General features: G+C 71.0%; 17 protein-coding genes and 1 pseudogene. 8 read left to right on the plus strand and 10 right to left on the minus strand.

Features of this window, described 5'->3' with window-relative positions:
• Positions 1-20 precede the first annotated feature (20 nt).
• Positions 21-416, minus strand: coding sequence for an RDD family protein (locus STROP_RS16695; RefSeq protein WP_012014542.1), 396 nt, complete (start codon positions 414-416; stop codon positions 21-23).
• Between the two features lie 279 nt (positions 417-695).
• Here STROP_RS16695 and glnA (STROP_RS16700) point away from each other — a divergent pair, with 279 nt between their 5' ends.
• Positions 696-2,120 carry a type I glutamate--ammonia ligase gene (gene glnA / locus STROP_RS16700; RefSeq protein WP_012014543.1) on the plus strand — a complete coding sequence of 475 codons (1,425 nt, stop codon included), beginning with the start codon at positions 696-698 and terminating at the stop codon, positions 2,118-2,120.
• Positions 2,121-2,184: 64 nt separating this feature from the next.
• Here glnA (STROP_RS16700) and mptB read toward each other — a convergent pair whose 3' ends face one another.
• Positions 2,185-3,687, minus strand: coding sequence for a polyprenol phosphomannose-dependent alpha 1,6 mannosyltransferase MptB (gene mptB, locus STROP_RS16705; RefSeq protein ID WP_012014544.1), 1,503 nt, complete (start codon positions 3,685-3,687; stop codon positions 2,185-2,187).
• A 117-nt stretch (positions 3,688-3,804) separates the two neighbouring features.
• Here mptB and STROP_RS16710 point away from each other — a divergent pair, with 117 nt between their 5' ends.
• On the plus strand, positions 3,805-5,394 hold the full coding sequence (locus STROP_RS16710) for a hypothetical protein (RefSeq protein ID WP_043535438.1): 1,590 nt from the start codon (positions 3,805-3,807) through the stop codon (positions 5,392-5,394).
• Positions 5,395-5,476: 82 nt separating this feature from the next.
• Here the strand turns inward: STROP_RS16710 and STROP_RS16715 are convergent, their stop codons facing one another.
• Together STROP_RS16715 and STROP_RS16720 are read right to left on the minus strand one after the other, a co-directional pair.
• Positions 5,477-8,524 carry a bifunctional [glutamine synthetase] adenylyltransferase/[glutamine synthetase]-adenylyl-L-tyrosine phosphorylase gene (locus STROP_RS16715; protein WP_012014546.1) on the minus strand — a complete coding sequence of 1,016 codons (3,048 nt, stop codon included), beginning with the start codon at positions 8,522-8,524 and terminating at the stop codon, positions 5,477-5,479.
• Positions 8,521-9,315 carry a type 1 glutamine amidotransferase gene (locus STROP_RS16720; protein ID WP_012014547.1) on the minus strand — a complete coding sequence of 265 codons (795 nt, stop codon included), beginning with the start codon at positions 9,313-9,315 and terminating at the stop codon, positions 8,521-8,523. The genes STROP_RS16715 and STROP_RS16720 overlap by 4 nt, the downstream gene beginning before the upstream one ends.
• Positions 9,316-9,341: 26 nt before the next feature.
• Here STROP_RS16720 and STROP_RS16725 point away from each other — a divergent pair, with 26 nt between their 5' ends.
• Both STROP_RS16725 and STROP_RS16730 read left to right on the plus strand, forming a co-directional pair.
• Complete coding sequence (locus STROP_RS16725) at positions 9,342-10,271, plus strand: S66 peptidase family protein (RefSeq protein ID WP_012014548.1); 930 nt, start codon at positions 9,342-9,344, stop codon at positions 10,269-10,271.
• 136 nt (positions 10,272-10,407) lie between these two features.
• Positions 10,408-10,896 (plus strand): hypothetical protein, encoded by a 489-nt coding sequence (locus STROP_RS16730; protein ID WP_012014549.1) that lies wholly within the window; start codon positions 10,408-10,410, stop codon positions 10,894-10,896.
• Between the two features lie 139 nt (positions 10,897-11,035).
• On the opposite strand, the gene glnA (STROP_RS16735) is transcribed toward STROP_RS16730, so the two are convergent.
• Complete coding sequence (gene glnA / locus STROP_RS16735; RefSeq protein WP_037329556.1) at positions 11,036-12,385, minus strand: type I glutamate--ammonia ligase; 1,350 nt, start codon at positions 12,383-12,385, stop codon at positions 11,036-11,038.
• A 204-nt stretch (positions 12,386-12,589) separates the two neighbouring features.
• Here glnA (STROP_RS16735) and STROP_RS16740 point away from each other — a divergent pair, with 204 nt between their 5' ends.
• The 3 genes from STROP_RS16740 (at position 12,590) to STROP_RS16750 (ending at position 16,045) form a co-directional block, all read left to right on the plus strand.
• Positions 12,590-14,386 carry an NAD+ synthase gene (locus STROP_RS16740; protein ID WP_012014551.1) on the plus strand — a complete coding sequence of 599 codons (1,797 nt, stop codon included), beginning with the start codon at positions 12,590-12,592 and terminating at the stop codon, positions 14,384-14,386.
• Between the two features lie 157 nt (positions 14,387-14,543).
• The gene (gene panB / locus STROP_RS16745) at positions 14,544-15,389 is read left to right on the plus strand and encodes a 3-methyl-2-oxobutanoate hydroxymethyltransferase (protein ID WP_012014552.1); all 846 of its coding nucleotides are present in this window, start codon (positions 14,544-14,546) and stop codon (positions 15,387-15,389) included.
• 167 nt (positions 15,390-15,556) lie between these two features.
• Entirely contained in the window at positions 15,557-16,045 is a 489-nt protein-coding gene (locus STROP_RS16750; protein ID WP_043535439.1) for a hypothetical protein, read from the plus strand.
• Between the two features lie 195 nt (positions 16,046-16,240).
• Here the strand turns inward: STROP_RS16750 and npdG are convergent, their stop codons facing one another.
• The 3 genes and pseudogenes from npdG to STROP_RS16765 form a co-directional block, all read right to left on the minus strand.
• Positions 16,241-16,939, minus strand: a complete 699-nt coding sequence (gene npdG, locus STROP_RS16755; protein WP_012014554.1) for an NADPH-dependent F420 reductase — start codon at positions 16,937-16,939, stop codon at positions 16,241-16,243.
• Between the two features lie 182 nt (positions 16,940-17,121).
• A pseudogene (locus tag STROP_RS16760) lies at positions 17,122-17,813 on the minus strand (AraC family transcriptional regulator).
• Positions 17,814-17,914: 101 nt separating this feature from the next.
• Positions 17,915-18,298, minus strand: a complete 384-nt coding sequence (locus STROP_RS16765) for a VOC family protein (RefSeq protein ID WP_012014556.1) — start codon at positions 18,296-18,298, stop codon at positions 17,915-17,917.
• Between the two features lie 87 nt (positions 18,299-18,385).
• On the opposite strand from STROP_RS16765, the gene STROP_RS16770 reads away from it, so the two are divergent.
• Positions 18,386-19,174 (plus strand): TetR/AcrR family transcriptional regulator, encoded by a 789-nt coding sequence (locus STROP_RS16770; RefSeq protein ID WP_012014557.1) that lies wholly within the window; start codon positions 18,386-18,388, stop codon positions 19,172-19,174.
• 42 nt (positions 19,175-19,216) lie between these two features.
• On the opposite strand, the gene STROP_RS16775 is transcribed toward STROP_RS16770, so the two are convergent.
• Together STROP_RS16775 and STROP_RS16780 are read right to left on the minus strand one after the other, a co-directional pair.
• Positions 19,217-19,822, minus strand: a complete 606-nt coding sequence (locus tag STROP_RS16775; RefSeq protein WP_012014558.1) for a class I SAM-dependent methyltransferase — start codon at positions 19,820-19,822, stop codon at positions 19,217-19,219.
• Positions 19,823-20,021: 199 nt separating this feature from the next.
• A complete protein-coding gene (locus tag STROP_RS16780) occupies positions 20,022-20,606 on the minus strand; it encodes a hypothetical protein (protein WP_012014559.1) in 585 nt (194 codons plus the stop codon).
• Positions 20,607-20,849 lie beyond the last annotated feature (243 nt).

The raw sequence follows: 20,849 nt of genomic DNA on the forward strand, positions 1-20,849 counted from the left end.
TCCGCTGACCCCGGACCGGGTCAGCGGACGACAGGTGCGATGACCGAGCCCGCTGCGCGATCGTGCAGGCCGCGGCGGTCGGCATCCATGATCAGGGCGGGTATCACAAGCGCGAGCATGCCGCCGCGGAGCAGGGCGCGCAGCACACCGATCCGACCACCGCTGGTCCAGGAGACGCAGCGGATCCGGGTGAGGTACATCCCGGGGGTCTGGGCGAAGAGGCCGACGAAGAAGCCGTACTCGGCGACGAGCACGGCTACGGGGGCCCATCCGTCGCGGAGCGGATCGGCGAAGATACTCGCGACCAGCACGCAGAGCACCCAGTCGATCACTAATGCGCCGAAGCGCGGGCCCAGACCCGGCCTGGAGGAGACTCCGGAGGGGGCCGGTACGGGCTGGTCAGCCGAGGTCGTCACAGCGCCCAAGGGTAGCCAGCGCCGCAGACGGCTACACGCCGACCTCCATCATAAAAAGGGACCAAGCATCGCAAGTTTCACTACACTGGCACACTGACCCTCTCCCTGGAGCACCAGGACCGACCGCTCCACACGGCTGGGGCTCCGCACCGCTGAGGCTTCACGGAGCCCCAGCGGGGGACGTAACACGGCAGAAACATTGGAGACATGGCTGGGCAATCGCCTGGCCATAGCGTCGCCAGAAGCCTAGCCACTTCAGTGGACGAGCCAGGAGGACGAGTGTTCGCCAATCCCGAGGAACTCCTGCGTTACCTCAAGAACGAGGACGTGAAGTTCGTCGACGTACGTTTCTGTGATCTGCCCGGCGTGATGCAGCACTTCAACCTGCCCGCCGAGTCGATTGACGACGAGCTTCTCACCGACGGCCTCGCATTCGACGGGTCGTCCATCCGCGGCTTCCAGGCGATCCACGAGTCGGACATGCTCCTGCTCCCGGACGTCGCCACCGCGTTCATCGACCCCTTCCGCGCGCAGAAGACTCTCGCGCTCAACTTCTTCATCCACGACCCGTTCACCCGCGAGGCCTACTCCCGCGACCCCCGGAACGTGGCGAAGAAGGCCGAGGCGTACCTGGCGGCCAGCGGCATCGCCGACACCGCCTACTTCGGCGCGGAGGCCGAGTTCTACATCTTCGACTCGATCCGCCACGAGACCTCGGCGCACCAGTCGTACTACTACATCGACTCGATCGAAGGCTGGTGGAACACCGGCCGCGACGAGGAGGGTGGCAACCGCGGCTACAAGACCGCGTACAAGGGCGGCTACTTCCCGGTGCCGCCGGTTGACCACTACGCCGACCTGCGCGACAAGATCGTCCGTCGGATGATCGACGCCGGCTACACCGTGGAGCGCTCGCACCACGAGGTCGGCACGGCCGGCCAGGCTGAGATCAACTACAAGTTCTCGACTCTGCTGCACGCCGCGGACCAGCTCCAGCTCTTCAAGTACATCGTGAAGAACGAGACCTGGGTCAACGGCAAGACCGCCACCTTCATGCCGAAGCCGCTGTTCGGTGACAACGGCTCGGGCATGCACACCCACCAGAGCCTGTGGTTGAACGGTGAACCGCTCTTCTACGACGAGACCGGCTACGCCGGCCTCTCCGACACCGCGCGCTGGTATATCGGCGGTCTGCTGCAGCACGCGCCGTCGCTGCTGGCCTTCACCAACCCGACGGTGAACTCGTACCGGCGGCTGGTGCCGGGCTTCGAGGCACCGGTCAACCTGGTCTACTCGCAGCGCAACCGCTCCGCCTGCACCCGCATCCCGGTCACCGGGAGCAACCCGAAGGCCAAGCGGGTCGAGTTCCGCGTGCCGGACCCGTCGGCCAACGTCTACCTGGCCTTCTCGGCGATGCTGATGGCCGGCCTCGACGGCATCAAGAACAAGACCGAGCCGCCGACGCCGATCGACAAGGACCTGTACGATCTGCCGCCGGAGGAGTGGGGCGACGTCAAGCAGGTGCCAGGCTCGCTGCCGGCGGTGCTCGACTCCCTCGAGGCCGACCACGACTACCTGCTCGACGGCGGCGTCTTCACGCCGGACCTGATCTCCACCTGGATCGACTGGAAGCGGACCAACGAGGTCGACCCGGTGCGGCTGCGCCCGACCCCGCACGAGTTCGCGATGTACTTCGACTGCTGAGCCCTTGGACGACCGGCCGGGTCGGCGCCGCAACGTTGCGGCGGCGACCCGGCCGGTTCCGGTTCTATAGCGGCGTGAACGGGGCCCGGCCCGCCCGGGACCGCCACAGCCGCGGTACACCCCACACGGCAGCCGCCACCACCAACGCGCTCATCACCAGAGCTCCCGGAGCCTTCGCCAGCCGGGCCAGGTTGGTGCCGTCCGGCAACGTGAGAAAGGCCGCCGCCGCGCAGGGCAACACGAACCAGGTCGTTCGCGTCGCCGACGCCGCGAGCAGGATCAACGGCCAGGTCGCATACCAGGGATGGAAGACCGGAGCGAGCACCACCGTGGCGGCCAGGGCCAGGCCGGCACCGAGCAGGGCCACCCGGGGGCGAGCGGCCTCCAACCGGACCACCCGCCGCCGAACGTCATTCAGCGCGCGTAGGGCCGACCAGGCCCGCCACCACAGCACCGCCAAGACCATCACCAGCAACGCCAACGCCAACGCCCGAACCACCGGCACCGCCGCGGGACGCCCGCCGACCAGCTCAGCGGCATAGTCCAGAACCATGCCGACCGCCGTGGGCGGCGAGGTCCACTGCTCCAGGTCCCCGCTGCGGCGCAACCCGCCAACCCAGCCCAGGCCGAGGCCGGAGAGCACCGACACACCCCCCAGAGCGACGAGGGTGCCCGTGGCCAGCCAGCCGCCATCGCGCAGCACCGACCGCACGGTGAACCGGCCAAGCACCGCGGCGAGCGCCGCGAACGGCAACACCACCACGGCAGTCGCTTTAACCCCCACCGCCAGCCCGAGCAGCGCCCCCGCCACCAGCAGCGGTCGCGGTCGACCCGGGAACCGCACCACCACCAGCAGGCCGAGCAGCAGCAGCCCCAGCATCACCGCGTCGTTGTGCGCGCCCGCCACCAGATGCACCCCCACCAACGGGCAGGCCAGCGCCAGCCAGACCGCCCGGCGAGTCGGCACCCCCGCCGCCCGCGCCAATCCGAGCAGACACACCGCGCCGAGCAGCACCCCGGCCACAGCGATCAGCCGCAACACCACCACCGTGCCGACCAACCCGCCGCCGAGCGCTACCGCCAGCGCGGCGAGCAGGAGGAAGCCCGGCCCGTACGGCGCGGGCGTGTCCCGCCAGATCGGCGCGACCGCATCCACCCAGGGACAGCCCGCCGCCGCCACCCCGACCGCGTACGGGTCGACGCCCTGCCCGTACGCCCAGCCCTGGCAGGCGTACGAGTAGACGTCCCGGCTGCCCAGCGGCGGCGCGACGAGCAGGGGCACCGACCACAGTCCTGCGGTGCGGTACGCCCACCCGGTTGACGGCGTACCGTGCCGCAGCGCCCACCACGCGCCGGTCAACAGCCCGGTGCCGACCAGCCAGAGCAAGACGGTCAGCGGACCGTCGACGGCGTGCCACACCCGCTCGGCGGTCACACCGGGCAACGCTCCCCCAAGGTAACCGGCGACGGCCAGCAGCACCGCGCCGACGAGCCCGACGTAGCGGACCGTTGCCGCCCGGACCGGCGTCCGCACGGCCCCTCGCGGGGGCGCGCCTGCTTCGGTCACCGGAACGCCCCGGCGGTGGGCGGCGCCATCGCGCCAGCTGGGCCGGTCCTGCCAACGAGGTGGATGGGCATGGAAGAACATGCTGCCAGTACCGTGGGCGCGGATACGGAGGTAGGCATGCGGGGCACACGGACGGTGGTGGCGACGGCCGCCGCGGTGGCCGTGGTGCTGGGCGGGGTGTACCTGACGCTGCCGCCGATGGGCTCGGACCTCGCCGCCCAGGTGGCCCGGGCCGACTTCTTCGCCACCCACGGTGCCACCCCGGTCGACCTGCGGTGGTACGGCGGGGTCAACCAGTTCGGCTACAGCCTGCTCTCCCAGCCGGTAATGGCACTGCTCGGCGTTCGGGTGACGGGGGTGCTCGCGCTGGTGGCGTCGGCCGTCGCCTTCTCCGCCCTGCTGTGCCGCGTCGACGTACCCCGGCCCCTGACCGGCTCCCTGGTGGGAGTGGTGACCTTCGCCGGCAACCTGGTCGCCGGCCGGGTCACGTACGGGCTCGGGGTGGCCTTCGGCCTCGCCGCTCTCCTCGCTCTCACCCTGCCGGCCGGGCGACGACGACTGCTGCTGGCCACGACGGGAGCGCTGCTGGCCGCCGCGACCAGCCCGGTGGCGGGGCTCTTCGTCGGGCTGGCCGGTGCCGCGCTGCTGCTCGGCCGCCGCTACCTCGACGGCCTCGCTTTGGGGCTGGCGGCAGCGCTGCCGCTCGGGGTCACCGCCCTGCTCCTCGGCGACGGCGGTTGGATGAACATCAGCCGCACCGACACCGTGCGGGCGGTGGGGAGCAGCCTGCTGGTGGCGGTGCTGGTGGCGTACCGGCCAGTGCGGATCGGCGCACTGCTCGCCGCGGCCGGGGTACTCGCGGCGGCGCTGCTGCACACCCCGGTCGGCCTGAACGCCACCCGCCTGTCGGCGATGTTCGCGCTCCCCCTGCTGGCAGCCGCGGCAACCGTCGGCAACGGCCGCTGGTCGCCGAGGCTCGCCGTCGAGGGAGCCCATCCCCGATCGCCGACCCGGCGCGTCAGCGGCGGACTCACCCTGGCCGTCCTGCTCGCGGCCGTGTTCTGGTGGCAGCCACCGGTCGTCCCGGCAGACCTGCGCAGCGCCACCGACCCGGCCACCCGCCCCGCCTACTTCGCGCCGCTGCGCGAGTTCCTCGCCACCCAACAGCTCACCGGGCGGGTGGAGATCCCACCGACGCGCACCTATCGGGAGTCAGCGGCACTGGGCGAGGTTCCGCTGGCGCGGGGCTGGCTGCGCCAGGCGGACATCGACCGCAATCCGCTCTTCTTCACCACGGTGCCGGGTGCCACCGGCACCGGGGTTCCGCTGACCGCACAGACCTACCACAGCTGGCTACTGACGAACGCGGTGCAGTTCGTGGCGGTACCCGAGGCGGCACCCTCCTGGGTCGGCCGGGCCGAGGCGGAGCTGGTCCGCACCGGCCTGCCCTACCTGCGCGAGGTCTGGTCCGATCCGCACTGGCGGGTCTGGGCGGTGGTCGAGCCGACCCCCCTGGTCGGCGCCCCCGGCGCGATCCTGCGGGCCAACGGCGCCACCGTGACGTTCCGAACCGACGGGCCCGCCACGGTCCCGGTGCGCGTCCGACACAGCCGCTGGTTGACCGCCGCCGGCGGCACGGTCACGGCGGACGGCGAGTGGACCGCTGTCACCGTCCCGCGCGCCGGGGTGTGGACCCTCGGCAGCTGAGGACAGCCGCCGCTCGCCGACCCGCCCGGCCAGGCGCCGGGCACGCCTGGCCTGCCGCGCCCCGACGATCCCCGGGCCGTCCTCAGAGCTCGAAGACGCGTTGCATGGCGGCGCGGGAACGGCGGCCGGTGCGCAGATAGTCGTCGAGGAACTCACCCGGATCCTCGTGGCCGAGGAGCCGAACCACCCCCGCCAGCTCCACCCCATGCCGGGGAAGCTGATCAGCAGCCCGGCCGCGCACCAGCATCAGGGCGTTACGGACCTGCGCGGCGAGGGTCCAACCGGCCGCCATCGCCGCGGCGTCGTCCGGATCCACCAAGCCCGCGTCCCGGGCTGCCGCGAGGGCGTCGAGGGTACGCGTGCCCCGCAGCTGCGGCAGCTGCCCGGCGTGCCGGAGCTGGAGCAGCTGCACCGCCCACTCGACATCGGCCAGCCCGCCCCGGCCCAGCTTGGTGTGGGTGGCCGGGTCGGCACCCCGGGGCATCCGCTCGGTCTCCACCCGTGCCTTGATCCGGCGGATCTCGACGACCTGCTCCCAGGTCAGGCCCGCCGCCGGATGACGTAGCGGCTCGACCATCGCCAGGAACTCGGCGCCCAGTTCCTCGTCACCACAGACGAACCGGGCCCGCAGCAGTGCCTGTGCCTCCCACACCCGTGACCAGCGGGCGTAGTACTGCTGGTACGCGGCGAGGCTGCGGACCAGCGGCCCCTGCCGCCCCTCGGGGCGCAGGTCGGCGTCAACGCCGAGCGCCGGGTCGGGCGCGGGCATCCCGAGCAGCCGACGTAGCTCCTCGGCGATCGCCCGCGCGGCGGCGCTCGCCACGCTTTCGTCCATCCCGGCCGGCGGATCGTGGACGAAGAGCACATCCGCGTCGGAGAGATAGTTGGACTCGTACCCGCCGAGCCGGCCCATGCCGATCACAGCGAAGCGCAGACCCGGCATCAGCGGCTGGGACGCCCGGGCGGCCCGCAGGGCTGCGGCCAGGGTGGCGTCGGTGACATCCGCCAGCGCGGTACCGACCGCGCCCACATCGGTAAGGGCCGGCACGGCCCGCCCCTGCACGCTGGGCGGCGACGGGACCAGCGAGCCGGCCCGGCTCAGCACGTCGGCACAGGCGAGACGGAGCAGTTCCCGACGGCGCAGCGCGCGCACCGCCCGGATCGCCTCCACCGGGTCACCGGCGTGCCGGGCCGCCGCCGCCGCGAAGCCCTCGCAGAGCACCGCGCGGGGCCGCGCGGCCAGCTCACTTTCCTCAGCGAGCAGCCGCAGCGCCTCCGGCTCGCGGGCGAGCAGGTCGGTCGCGTACCGAGAGGAGGAGAGTACGCGCGCCAGCCGGCGGGCCACCGGCCCCTCGTCGCGCAGCAGCCGCAGGTACCAGGGGGTGCCACCGAGCTTGTCGGAGACCTTCCGGTAGCTGAGCAGCCCGCGGTCCGGCTCGGGGGCGTCGGCGAACTCGCTGAGCAACACCGGCAGCAGGGTGCGCTGGATGGCCGCGGTGCGGCTTACCCCGCCGGTGAGGGTCTGGAGGTGGCGCAGTGCCCCGGCCGGGTCTGCGAAGCCGAGGATCTCCAGCCGGTTGCGCGCCGCCGCCGGGGTGAGTCGCAGCCCGTCGGCGGGCACCCGGGCGACCGACTCCAGCAGCGGCCGGTAGAGCAGCTTGGCATGCAGCCGACGCACCTCGGTGGCGTGGGTGACCCGCTCGATTCGGAACGCCTCGACGGCGCTGCGCCCGGGTGCCGCCGAGTAGCCGAGCGCCCCCGCCAACCAGCGCAGCGCGGCCGGGTCGGTGGGAACCGTGTGGGTGCGGCGCAGCCCCTGCAACTGCAGCCGGTGCTCGACGGCGCGCAGGAAGTGGTAGCCGCGCAGCAGCGCCTCCCCGTCCAACCGCCCGACGTACCCGCCGTTGACCAACGCCCGCAGCGCGGGGATGGTGCCCGGTGCCCGCAGCAGCTCGTCACCACGGCCGTGCACCAGTTGCAGCAGCTGCACCGCGAACTCGATGTCACGCAGCCCGCCCGGGCCGCGCTTGATCTCGCGCTCCTGCTCAGCCGGCGGGATGTGATCGATGATTTTGCGCCGCATGGCCCGGACGTCCTCCACCGCCTCCGGGCGCTCCGCCGCCCGCCAGAGCAGCGGCGCGAGCTGCTCGATCCACTCCTGGCCCAGCGCCAGGTCGCCGGCGGCCGGCCGTGCCTTGAGCAGCGCCTGGAACTCCCAGGTCCGGGCCCACCGCCGGTAGTAGGCGAGGTGGCTGGCGAGGGTACGCACCAGCGGGCCCCGCTTGCCCTCGGGGCGCAGCGCGGCGTCTACCGGCCAGGCGACCAGGCCACAGACGTGAATCAGGCGGGTGGCGATCGTGGTTGCCGCGGGAAGGTCATCGTCTTCGGCAGCGACGAAGATCACGTCAACGTCGGAGACGTAGTTCAACTCGCCGCCGCCGCACTTGCCCATCGCCACCACGGCCAACCGTGGCCGGGGCGTACCCTCCGGCAGCTCACCCTGCGCGAGGTCGTAGGCAGCGGTAAGAGTCGCGTCGGCCAGCGCGGAGAGCGCGGCCATCGTCTGCTCCATGCTTCGGTTGCCGGTCAGGTCTGCCGCGGCGATCCGGAGCAACGCCAGCCGGTACGCCGACCGCAGCTGGGCGATCGAACCGTCCCCGCCGGTCAGCTGGAGCCGGCCGTCGGCGGTGGGTGCCAGTCCGTCCGGGGTGCTCCGGAGGTCAGCCCACTGGCCCGGGTTGGCGACCAGATGGTCGCCGAGCGCCGAGGAGGCGCCGAGAACGGCGACCAGCCGCCGCCGCAGCCCTGGGTCGTCGTACAGGTCGGTGAGGAGCCCGGAGGCGTCGCCGATCCCCACCGGGTCAGCGCCATTGGCCGGTTCACCGGCTCCTGCGGCCCGGTGTTCGGCCTCCACCATCCGGTGGAGCTGGCGCAGCGCCAGGTCCGGATCGGCGGCCCGAGACAGCGCGGAGAGTAGCTCCGCCGCCCGCTTGTCCACGGGTTCCTGCGTCTCCGGCTGCCACAGCGCCAGGCCCGTGGGGCCGAGCAGGTCGCCGGCGCGGGCGCTGTCGTCGCTGGTGCCGAAGCCGTAGCGGGCGAGCCGTCCCGCGGCTCGGGTCGGCCGTTTCATTCGTGCCCGAGCAACGGCAGGCTACGGCGGGCCCCCTCGTCCAGCTCGCCGCGGGCCAGGGCGGCGAACCGCGCCGCGAAGGGCTGCCAGACCTCCTCGACATCGACCATCACCGCAGCGCAGGCGGCGACGACCAACTCCGGGTCGTAGCCCAGCTCGACGAGCAGGGTCGAATCCGCCACCCAGTCGGCGACCATCGCGGTGTCGCACTCGATGTGGAACTGCAGGCCCCAGGCCCGGTCACCGAGACGGAAGGCCTGATGTGGATAGCGGGTGGAGGCGGCCAGCAAGGTCGCCCCGGCCGGCAGCTCGGTGATCTCGTCGGCGTGCCACTGGAACACGTCGGGGATCAGCGGCACGTATCGGAAGAGCGGATCCGTCTCGGCGGCGTCCCGGCGGCCCACCACCGCGGGACCGACCTCCGGCCCGGACTCGCTACGCTCGACCGTTCCGGCGTGCGCGGTAGCGAGCAGCTGCGCGCCGAGGCCGATCGCCAGGGTCGGCACCCGGTGCCGGACTGCCTTGCGCGACAGCGCCTCCACCTGCGGGAGCCAGGACGCCGACGGCTCGCCGTCGGGCAGTGGGTACGCCTGCTGCCCGCCGCCGAGGACCACCAGCGCCGCGTATCCGTCCAGGTCGGCCGGGAGCTCGTCACCGGCGTGCGGCCGGGCGAGGTGCAGCTGCAGCCCGGCTTCGGTCAGCCACTCCCCGAGCCGACGCGCGTCTTCGGTCGGGTCATTCTCGATCACGAACGCGGTTGCCACGCCGTCGAGGCTATCCCGTGCGACCACCAGGAGGCTGGTTAGGCTCGACTGTTGTGATCACCCACGAGGTACTCCGTCCGCCCGCGCTGCGTCCGGGCGACACCGTACTCCTGGTATCGCCGTCCGGGCCCACCCGGCCGGAGCGGGTCGCCCGCGGCATCGAGTTGCTGACCAGCTGGGGTCTGCGGCCGGTGCCCGCCCCGAACGCGTACGCCCGGCGGGGCTACCTCGCCGGCGCCGACGAGCTGCGGGCGGCGGACCTGAATGCCGCGTTCGCTGATCCCGCCGTGCGGGGGATCATCTGCACCCGGGGCGGATACGGCGCGCAGCGCATGGTGGACGCGATCGACATGGCAGCCGTACGCCGGGACCCGAAGGTGGTGGCCGGCTTCTCCGACATCACCGCCCTCCAGTTCGCGCTCTGGCGGGGCGCCCGGTTGGCGGGGGTGCACGGCCCCGGTGCGGCATGGCGGGACGAACGGACGACGTTGGACTCCGCGCTGTCGCTGCACGCCGTACTGACCACCACCGAGCCGGTGACGGTGGCCGCCCGGGACGGCGAGGAAACCTTTCGCGTCCGGGTCCCGGGCCGGGCCGGCGGCCGGCTGCTCGGTGGCAATCTCTGCCTGATCATGGCTTCTGTCGGCACGGTGGACATGCCGGACCTGACCGGGGCGGTGCTGCTGCTCGAGGAGGTACAGGAGCCCCCCTACAAGATCGACCGGATGCTCACCCACCTTCGCCGGGCCGGGGTGCTGGCCGGGCTGGCCGCGGTTGCGGTCGGGCAGTTCACCGAATGCACTGACGGGTGGGCGGTAGACGTCGCCGACGTGCTCACCGACCGCCTGGGGGACCTCGGCGTCCCCGTCCTCGGTGGGCTGCCGATCGGACACGGGGTGGGCCAGCTCACCGTTCCGGTCGGCACCGAGGCGGTCCTGGACGCGGACGCCGGCACTCTCACCGTCGCCCCGGCCGTCCGCTGAGGGACGGTCGTCGGTGCACGGCCGCCGGCAGTCGCCCAGATTGCCAGCTGGCTCATAGCTTCGCCACGGTGTTCCTCCAGCCGGCGCGGTCACTGTCGATCACGTAACGCAACACCCGACGAGTTGGAGGATCACCATGTCCCGCACGATTCGTAGGAAGCACCTGCTGGCCGGGCTTGCCGCGGCGGGCGTGCTCGGCGTCGGTGTGGCCGCGCCGACCATGGCCATGGCTGCTGACAGCACCTCGCCCTCTCCGAGCGCCAGCGCCGACGCCGACGCCGAGAAGGGCATGGACAAGGAGCAGAAGCGCTCCGACCGGCAGGCCGAGTTCGCCGAGGCGCTCGCCGAGAAGCTCGGCGTTGACGTGGACGAGGTGACCACGGCGCTCGAGGAACTGCGCGAACAGCGGGCGGCCGACCGGCCCGAGCGGGGCGACCGGGGCGAGCGCCCGGACTCCGCTGACCGGCAGGCGGCGCTCACGCAGCGCCTGGAGCAGGCGGTCGAGGACGGCAAGCTCACCCAGGAACAGGCCGACGCGATCACCGCGGCAGCCGAGGCCGGCATCCTCCGGGGCCCGGGCGGGCACGGCGGACCGGGCGGACCGGGCGGCTCCGCGGGTAAGTAGGTCGCCCCGCCCAACGGGCGGACTTCGCGGGCGGCACACCGGGTCACCGGCGTGCCGCCCGTCCGTGTCTCGACCAGATCCGCATCAGCCGGGCCAGCACGCGGCCGGCGTCAGGAGCGGGGCCAGCCAGGGCCAGAGATCAGAGCGAGAGGTAGTGCTGCCGCTCGTACGGCGTGACCTCGCGGCGGTACTGCTCCCACTCGGACCGCTTGTTGCGCAGGAAGAAGTCGAAGACGTGCTCGCCGAGCACCTCGGCGACCAGTTCGGAGCCGGCCATCACGTCGATCGCCTCGGCGAGGTTCTCCGGCAGCGGCTCGTAGCCCATCGCTCGGCGCTCGGCACTGGTCAGCGACCACACATCGTCCTCGGCGCCCGGCGGGAGCTCGTACCCCTCCTCGATGCCCTTGAGGCCGGCGCCGAGCATCACCGCGAAGGCCAGGTACGGGTTGGTCGCCGAGTCGGGCGACCGGACCTCGACCCGGGCCGAATTCGGCTTGCCGTACGCCGGGACCCGGACCAGCGCGGAGCGGTTCAGGTGCCCCCAGCAGACGTACGCGGGACTCTCGGTGACCCGGTTCGGCAGGGCCTGCGGGAACAGCCGCTTGAACGAGTTGACCCACTGGTTGGTGACCGCCGTGTACTCCCGCGCGTGTACCAGCAGGCCGGCGATGAACGCGCGGGCCACCTTGGAGAGCTTCATCGGGTCGCCGCCGTCGTGGAACGCGTTGCGCTCCCCCTCGAATAGCGAGAGGTGGGTGTGCATGCCGCTGCCCGGCTGGTCGGTGAAGGGCTTCGGCATGAAGGTGGCCTGCACCCCGGTGGAGAGCGCCACCTCCTTGACCACGTGCCGGAAGGTCATGATGTTGTCGGCGGTGTTGAGCGCGTCGGCGTAGCGCAGGTCGATCTCCTGCTGACCGGGAGCGACCTCGTGGTGGCTGAATTCGACGGAGATTCCGATTCGTTCCAGCGCGAGTACGGCCTGTCGGCGGAAGTCCCGGGCGACCGCGTGCGTGGTGTGCTCGAAGTAGCCGCCGGTGTCGACCGGGATCGGCACCGAGCCGTCCGGCGCCCCATCCTCCAGCAGGTAGAACTCGATCTCCGGATGGGTGTAGTAGGTGAAGCCCTTCTCCGCCGCCTTCGACAGCGCCCGACGCAGCACGTGACGCGGGTCGGCCCAGGACGGGCTACCGTCGGGGAGCAGGATGTCGCAGAACATCCGGGCGCTCTCGCCGCTGACTCCGCCCTCGAAGGGGAAGACCTGGAACGTGGTCGGGTCCGGCATCGCCACCATGTCGGACTCGACGACCCGGGCGAAACCCTCGATCGCCGAACCGTCGAACCCGATGCCCTCCTCGAAGGCGGACTCCAGCTCCGCGGGGGCCACCGACACGCTCTTCAGCGTGCCCAACACGTCGGTGAACCACAGCCGGACGAACCGGATGTCCCGCTCTTCCAGCGTACGGAGGACGAACTCCTGCTGACGGTCCACTTCCACCCCTTACAACCCTATTGTCCGCCTTCGGCCCGCGAACGACCCGGCCTGACCGATCAGTCTCCACCGGCCTCGTTACGCCGACGTTACGCGACCTTCCCGCGCCTGCACCGGCCCCTCCCATCCCCGCCACAACCCGATAGGGCCCCCTCTCCCCGCACGCGCCGTACCCGGCTCAGACCACTGCGGCAAGATAAGGACATGACCACCCTGCGTCTCGCACTCTGCCAGGTCAACCCGAACGTTGGTGACCTCGCTGGCAACGCCACGATCATCCGTGAATGGGCTCGCCGCGCCGCCGACGCCGGCGCCCAACTGATCGCCTTCCCGGAGCTGACCCTGACTGGCTACCCGGTCGAGGACCTGGTCTTCCGCCGCTCCTTCGTGGCAGCGTCGAAGGCGGCGCTGGACGAGCTCGCAGCCGACCTCGCCGCCGACGGGCTGGGCGACCTGGCGGTGGTGGTCGGCTATCTGGACGCGGACGGCCCACCACAGGTCAACGGCGACGCCGAGCCGGGTCACGGGGCGCGTAACGCGGCGGCCCTGCTGCACGGCGGGAAGACCGTGGCCACCTACTTCAAACACCATCTGCCGAACTACGGCGTCTTTGACGAGGACCGCTACTTCGTGCCGGGCGAGACGCTGTCCGTGGTGCGAGTCGGCGGGGTGGATGTCACGCTGACCATCTGTGAGGACCTGTGGCAGGTCGGGGGCCCGTTCGCCGCTGCCCGCCAGGCCGGTGTCGGCCTCGTGCTCAACATCAACGGCTCGCCGTACGAGCTGAACAAGGACGACGTCCGGCTCCCGCTGGTCCGCCGCCGCGCCGCCGAGGCCAAGGCCACCATCGCGTACGTCAACATGGTTGGCGGCCAGGACGAGCTGGTGTTCGAGGGCGACTCCATGATCGTGGCGGCGGAGGGGGAGTTGCTCGCCCGGGCGCCGCAATTCGTCGAGCACCTGCTGGTACACGACCTGGATCTCCCCGCCGCCGCCGACGGCCCGCCCGCCGACATCGAGCTGGCCGACGGGATGCGGGTGCTCCACCGCTGCATCGGTTCGCTGCCGGCCGCCCCCACCGACACGTTGGCGGCCAGTGAGATCGCCGAACCGGCGGCCGACGAGGCGGAGGTGTGGCAGGCGCTCCTGCTGGGCCTGCGCGACTACGTCGACAAGAACCACTTCCCCTCGGTGGTGCTCGGCCTCTCCGGCGGCATCGACTCGTCGGTCGTCGCGGCCCTGGCGGTGGACGCACTCGGCGCGGACCGGGTGGTCGGGGTGTCGCTGCCAAGCCAGCACTCCTCCGAGCACTCCCGAGAAGACGCAGCAGAGTTGGCCAAGCGCACCGGGCTGGACTACCGGATCGAGCCGATCCAACCGATCGTCGAAACGTTCCTGGCCAACCTGTCGCTCTCCGGTCTCTCGGTGGAGAACCTCCAAGCCCGGGTCCGCGGGGTGATCCTGATGGCCCTGTCGAACCAGGAGGGCCACCTGGTGCTCACCACCGGCAACAAGAGCGAACTGGCGGTCGGTTACTCCACCCTGTACGGCGACTCGGTCGGCGGCTTCAACCCCGTCAAGGACGTCTGGAAGACCCTGATCTGGCAGCTCGCCCGGTGGCGAAACGCCGAGGCGGTTCGCCGAGGCGAGACCCCACCGATCCCGGAGAACTCGATCAGCAAACCTCCGTCGGCCGAGCTGAGCCCCGGTCAGCTGGACTCCGACACGTTGCCGGAGTACGACCTGCTCGACCCGATCCTCGTCGGCTACATCGACGGCGACCTGGGACGGGACGGGCTCATCGAGGCCGGCCACGACCCGGCGCTCGTCGACCAGGTGCTGCGGATGGTGGATACCGCCGAGTACAAGCGGCGCCAGTCCGCTCCCGGCACGAAAATATCGATGAAGGCCTTCGGGCGGGACCGCCGCCTGCCCATCACCAACCGCTGGCGCGAGGACGGCCGAGCGGCCGGGGCAGCCGAACGACTCGGGGGCGGATGAGCGGCACGGGGAGGCCGAAGACGGCTCCGGCTCGGGGGTGGGTAGCCGATTCGGGAGTGACATCCTGCACTGCCCCCTGCCGCTCCCCCACCGCGCGGTGCGACGATCGCAGCAGAGCCCGGGGACCGCGTACGCGGCCTCGAGGAAGGAGAGAACCATGCTGGAATCCAGCCCAGCCGAGGTGACCGCCCTCTACGGCGGACCGGCGACCCGACGGGTCCGCGCCCGTGACCTGCTCGCTGCGAAGGAACGTGGCGAACGGTGGGCGATGCTCACCTCGTACGACCAGTACACGGCGGGGATCTTCGACGCTGCCGGCATCCCGGTGCTGTTGGTCGGCGACTCGGCCGCGAACAACGTCTTCGGCTACGAGACGACGTTACCGGTGACCCCCGACGAGCTGCTGCCCCTGGTCCGGGCCGTGGTCGGGGCCACCCGGCAGACGCTGGTCGTCGGCGATCTGCCGTTCGGATCCTATGAGGAGGGCCCGGCCGCGGCCCTGCGCACCGCCGTACGGTTCATGAAGGAAGGCGGCTGCCACGCGGTCAAACTGGAGGGTGGCCGCCACTGCGCCGAACAGATCGCCGCGATCGTGCGAGCCGGTATCCCGGTGATGGCGCACATCGGCTTTACTCCGCAGCGGGAACACACCCTCGGCGGATACCGGGTCCAGGGCCGCGGCGACACCGCCGAGGAGGTGCTCGCCGATGCCCGCGCGATCGCCGAGGCGGGTGCCTTCGCGGTGGTGCTGGAGATGGTCCCCGGTGACGTGGCGAAACGGATCACCGCCGAGCTGACCATCCCGACTGTGGGCATCGGCGCCGGCCCGGACACCGATGCCCAGGTGCTGGTCTGGCAGGACATGGCGGGTCTGCGTACCGGCCGGACGCCCCGCTTCGTCAAGCGCTACGCCAACCTCGCCGACACCTTGGGCGAGGCGACCCGTCGGTTCGCCGACGAGGTGCGCGACGGCGGATTCCCCGCCACCGAGCACACCTTCTGACCGGTCTGGTGGTGGCCCGGCTGACGCCGGGCCACCGCGACCAGGCAAACTATCCACTCGGGACACGACACGTAAGCTCAGTGTCGAGATCGAGCCCCGACTCCCCGCCCGAAGCCCACGTCGCAGACCGATCTCCACTGACGACTTACCGAGTAATATTCTTCTCCGTGCATAAAACAACTCTTTTCCGGGCTCTGCTGGTCCCTACCGCTGTCCTCGCCCTCACCGCTTGCGGCGGAGGGGATGACACGGAGCCAAACTCGTCCCCGTCACCAACCGCCGACCCCACGGTGGCCTCCTCGTCGGCGCCACCTGCGGCTGCTGCCGTCGAGGGCGACAAGAAGCTCTGCGAAGCGGCCAACAAGGCCAGCATGGACCTCCGGCAATCCCTGCTCGACGCCGTGTCGGAAGGCCAGGAGCCGACGGCGGAGATGTTCCAGGACATCTTCACCGGGTTGGCGACGGAGTTCGCTTCCATCGCCGCGACCGGCGACGCCGACAGCGCGGTCGTCGCCGCGCTGACCGCGTACAGCGAGGAGGCCGGCAAGGCGGCTGCCGCCGAGAGCCCGGAAGCCGCCGACAACCCCGCCTTCGACAAGGCCACCGACACCGCGATCGAGGCCTGCCAGGCGGTCGGGGTTTCCGTCGACTTCTGACCCCGCGGCATTCGGGGGGGCTTACCGCGAACATCCGCAGGCTGACCGGCCCCGTAGGCTAATCACGACGCTCCGTGCGGCCGCTGGCGACCCTACGACCGCATGGAGTGTCGCCCGCTGGAGCCAGCGGGCAGCACCCCGTCGACCAGCCTCCAGACGTCACCCGGCCACGCGAACGCGTCCAGCCTGACCACGTCAGAGATCGGTGACGCGGATGCCGGCGTGAGCCTTGTAACGCTTGTTGATAGCGATCAGGTTCGCGGTGAGAGCCTCGATCTGGTGGGCGTTCCGCAGGCGGCCGGCGTAGATGCCGCGCATGCCGGGGATCCGGGCGGCAAGGGCACCGACGATGCCGGCCAGTTCCCGCTCCTCGGTGCAGATCAGCACGTCCAGCTCAATCCGGTCGATCTGCGGATCCGCCAGCAACGGGGCGCTGACGTGGTTGAAGGCCGCGCACACCCGGGACTGCGGCAGCAGCGCGGCGGCCTGCTGGACGGCGCTTCCCTCCGCCACGGTGAGGGCGTACGGGCCCTGCTTGTCGAAGCCGAGCGGGTTGACGCAGTCGATCACGATTTTGCCAGCGAGGGGCTCGGCGAGCGCACCGACGATACTGGCGTGACCATCCCACGGCACCGCGACAATCACCACATCGCTACGCCGGGCGACCTCCTCGTTGGCGGCCCCGGTGACGCTCGCGTCGGCGGACACCCCGGGCAGAGCGGCGATCTCCGCAGCGGACTGGGCGGCCCGCTCGGCCGAGCGGGAACCGATCAGCACGGTCTGGCCAGCGCGGGCGAACCGGTAGGCGAGGCCATGCCCCTGGTCGCCGGTGCCACCGACGATACCGACAGTGAGCCCGGACACATCGGGTAGGTTGCTCGCGTCGTAAGCCATGCGAACATCCTCGCAAATCGGCGATGCACGAGCAGCAGTCGATGCTGTGACAATCCCCGCTGGGGTGCCGTGGACAGCGGGGGTGTCGAACGGGTGCCCCCTCGCCCGCAATAGCGAGGGGGCGCACGACGCTCGTTCCACGAGTCGGAGACCCCGCTACCGGGCCGAGGTCCCGCTATCGGTCAGTCCCGCTCCACCGGGATCCAGAGTTCGGACTCCGCGGTCGCACCGTCCGCCGCGACACGGGTGCGGGAAATCTCCGGACCCGGACGGCTGCGGTACGGGTTGGACGGGAACCACCGTCGGTGACCTTGGCGCTGACATTGACGACGCCATTCGGTTCCTGGTCGGACAGCGCCACCATCCGGTTGACTGTCTCCTGGTCGATACTCCGGACGAACTCGACGATCGCGGGGCTCATCCCCTCGTGCACCAGGGGCACCCGGGCTCGCCGGCCCACCAGGCGGAAACCGTCCTTGTCAACGATTCGGTACTCCATACTGCTACTCCCATCGATGGTGAGGCGGAAGGAGATCCGAGGCTGGGCGCGCAGAGTCGCCCCCGTACGGCGGGCCTCGCCTGGGCTGGCGCCGTGCACGGCCTGAAACGCCCGGCCGAACGCCTCGGTGGAGCCATAGCCGTACTGCACCGCGATGTCGAGCAGCGACCGTTCCCCCGCCAGCACCTCCGCCGCGGCGACGGTCAGTCGACGACGCCGGACGTACTCGGACAGACCGATCCCGGCCAGCGCGGAGAACAGCCGCCGGAGGTGGTACTCCGACGTCGCGGCGATCCGGGCCAGTTCGGCCACGTCAACCGGCTGGTCGAGGTGCCGCTCGAGGTGCGCCATGACATCGTTGAGCCGCTTCAGCACCCGGACCTCCTTCCCTTGCGCCCACGACGCTAGGGTCACGTGGGCAGCACCAACCCGACAAGCTGTGCCAGATTCGATCAGGTCAGTTCAGGCTGCGGTGGCTACCGGGCACCGTTCCAGTCAACGAGTTGGACGATGACACCGTTCGGGTCGCGGACCTGGAAGGCGCGCTCACCCCACTCCTCGGTAGTCAGCGGCATGCTGATCGTGACGCCCTCGACCTGAAGCCGGGTGAGCTCACCTTCCAGGTCGTCGACCACGAACGCCAGGATCAGCCCACGGGCGTGGTCGTCACGCTGGTCGTCGGGGAGGGTGGCGAGCCCACGCCGCAGGAAGACGACGTTCACACCAGCGTCGTCGCGGGTCAGCGAGGCGAATCCGTCCGCGGCCATCTCCTGACGGAACCCGAAGTGCTCGGTCAGGAAGGTGGCAGAGGCGGGGACATCCTCAACATTGAGTGATACGGCAGTGGAGGTGATCTTCATGGAAGAGTCCTTCTCGCGATGATCCGAATACCTCGTACGTCGTACGCTGTACATTGTACAGCGTACGAGGAAGTTGGGGAGATGACTATGCGTGCACCTGACGTAACCAGCGCCGGAGACCCCGCGCGTACGCTCGCCCTGCTCTGGCGGGAGCCATCGACCGCGGCGCGCCGAGGCCCGCAACGCGGCCTCGATCTGGACGCGGTGATCGAAGCGGCGACCGCGGTCGCCGATGCCGAAGGGCTGAACGGTCTGACCATGCGCCGCGTCGCCCAAGAGCTGCGGGTCTCCCCCATGACCCTCTACACGTACGTGCCCGGCAAGGCGGAGCTACTCGACGTGATGCTCGACGCCGCGTACGGCCGGATGTCGCGCACCGACACCACCGGACAACCCTGGCGAGCACGGCTGACCGCCGTGGCCGAGGAGAACCGGGCGCTCTTCGCGACCCATCCGTGGACCGCCACGGTCTCCACGCTGCGTCCCCCGCTCGGTCCGGGCGCGATCGCCAAGTACGAGCACGAGCTGACCGCCCTGGACGGCCTGGGTCTCGACGACGTCGAGATGGACGACTGCCTGACCCTCCTGCTGAGCTTCGTCCAGGCCAACGCCCGAGTCACCGCCGATGCCCGGGCCACTGCCCAGCTCACCACCATGACCGACGACCAGTGGTGGGCGGCCGCCGGGCCGTTGCTGGCCCGGGTCCTCGACCCCGCGGCCCACCCGCTGGCCACCCGCGTCGGCAGTGCCGCCGGCGCGGCTCACGGCAGCGCCCACGACCCCGCCCACGCCTACGAGTTCGGCCTCCGCCGCCTCCTGGACGGGCTCGCCACACTCATCGAACGCGCGATACCCGCGGCGTCAGGGAACTCCTGATCCCACTCCAGGATGAGCAACGACCGGGGATGCTTCGGAGGCTCATTCGGCGGGGCGACGGAGCAGAGTGACGGCGAAGTCGCTCTCCTCCCGCCACGGGCGCAGATCCCAGGTGGCGAAACGGTGCTCCCGGCGTAGCCCGGCAGCCGCCGAATCGTCGTCGAAGGCCGACAGCGGGTAGCCCCGGTCGGTGCCGAAGCCGACCGCGATGACGCCGTCGGGACGCAGGTGCGCCGCGATCCGGCGGAGCACCTCCGCCTCGGTGCCCGCAGCGACGAAGGTCATCACGTTGCCGGCGACCACCGCGGCATCGAAGGGTTCCGGCTCCCCGGCGGCGGCCAGATCGAGTTCAGCCAGGTCGGCCACGAGCCAGCGCGGACCGAGATGGGCGGCCCCCGCCGCCTCGACCAAGACGGGATCGGCGTCAACCCCCACCACGGTGTGGCCCCGCAACGCCAGCGCGGCCCCGACCCGACCGGTGCCGCAGCCGGCGTCGAGGACCCGGGAACCCGGCGCTACCAACGCGTCGATCAGCCGGGCCTCGCCAGCAAGGTCTGCGCCCTCAGCCGCCAACTGGCGGAATCGGTCGATGTACCACTGGGAGTGGTCCGGGCCGGTGTCGGTCACCCATCGGGTCGGCTTTGCCATGACGACAACCGTATCGTCCGGGACGATCGCTCAACCCGGCACCGGTCACCGCTGGACCTGGCCCCAACCAGCGGCTCCAGTAGCGCACCGGCCACCGATGAATACCTGATGTCGTCCGAGGACGTTGTTGGCCGGCACCCGGGTCGGGTGCCGGCCAACAACGTGTTTCCCTTTGTGGGTGTGGTCTATAGGTGCTGGGTCAGCTGGTCCAGTGTTCGGCCACGAGGTCAGCGGCCTGGGTCTCCCACTGGGCGTAGTGGAACGGGTACGCCGACACCTGTACCGTCTGGGCGGCCTCGGTCAACGGCATCTCCTGCCAACCGTCAACCTGCTTCAGACCGTCCAGGAACGCGGTGGTGGAGTAGGCGGGGTCGGTGATCTGCTCGACCGTGCCCCAGCCGGAGGAGGGGCGCTGCTGGAACAGGCCCTGCGAGTCGTGGTCGTTGCGGTCACCCAGGTGACCCAGGTTCTCCAGCTTCGACTCCTGCAAACTGGTCGCGATCGCCACGACGGCGGCCCGCTCGTCCATCCCGGCGGCCTTCGTGGCCTCGATGATGGCCTTGACGTTCGACACCTGCTCGTCACCCAGGCTGATCCGTGACTGCTCGCCCTGGGTGCCGTGCGGGATCAGGGTGTCCAGGTCCGGCTTCGCGACCTGCACCGCCGCGGCCGAAGCCGGGGCCGGGGTGCTGTCGGTGTAGGTGGCCAGGGGACCGGCGACGACACCGGTGGACAGGGCCAGACCAGCGATACCCAGGACGCTACGACGCAGAATCGTGTTCATCAGGGATGCTCCATTCGGGGGTCGACACCCACACACATCCCGAAAAGGGGGTCGGGAGCGGGGTGCAAGCACCGTCCGGCGCTCAACAGAACAAACGAAAGAAGATCCTCAGACGACCGCGGCCCTGGACGGGCTCACACGACGCCGGGTCCAGATGTAACGACCGGCCGGCCACCATCATTCCCGGGGCACACGCACAGGCGACACCCGCCGGAGCGGGGCGCTTCCTCGGCCGTACGCAGG

The sequence above is a fragment of the Salinispora tropica CNB-440 genome, from assembly GCF_000016425.1.
In the GTDB taxonomy this organism is placed as follows: domain Bacteria; phylum Actinomycetota; class Actinomycetes; order Mycobacteriales; family Micromonosporaceae; genus Micromonospora; species Micromonospora tropica.

Bases quoted from the DNA above. Each gene is read 5' to 3' on its own strand.
- STROP_RS16740 (WP_012014551.1), top strand. From the start codon at position 12,590: ATGACCACCCTGCGTCTCGCACTCTGCCAGGTCAACCCGAACGTTGGT.
- STROP_RS16780 (WP_012014559.1), bottom strand. From the start codon at position 20,606: ATGAACACGATTCTGCGTCGTAGCGTCCTGGGTATCGCTGGTCTGGCC.
- STROP_RS16710 (WP_043535438.1), top strand. From the start codon at position 3,805: ATGCGGGGCACACGGACGGTGGTGGCGACGGCCGCCGCGGTGGCCGTG.
- STROP_RS16765 (WP_012014556.1), bottom strand. From the start codon at position 18,298: ATGAAGATCACCTCCACTGCCGTATCACTCAATGTTGAGGATGTCCCC.
- STROP_RS16730 (WP_012014549.1), top strand. From the start codon at position 10,408: ATGTCCCGCACGATTCGTAGGAAGCACCTGCTGGCCGGGCTTGCCGCG.
- STROP_RS16775 (WP_012014558.1), bottom strand. From the start codon at position 19,822: ATGGCAAAGCCGACCCGATGGGTGACCGACACCGGCCCGGACCACTCC.
- STROP_RS16715 (WP_012014546.1), bottom strand. From the start codon at position 8,524: ATGAAACGGCCGACCCGAGCCGCGGGACGGCTCGCCCGCTACGGCTTC.
- npdG (WP_012014554.1), bottom strand. From the start codon at position 16,939: ATGGCTTACGACGCGAGCAACCTACCCGATGTGTCCGGGCTCACTGTC.
- panB (WP_012014552.1), top strand. From the start codon at position 14,544: ATGCTGGAATCCAGCCCAGCCGAGGTGACCGCCCTCTACGGCGGACCG.
- STROP_RS16770 (WP_012014557.1), top strand. From the start codon at position 18,386: ATGCGTGCACCTGACGTAACCAGCGCCGGAGACCCCGCGCGTACGCTC.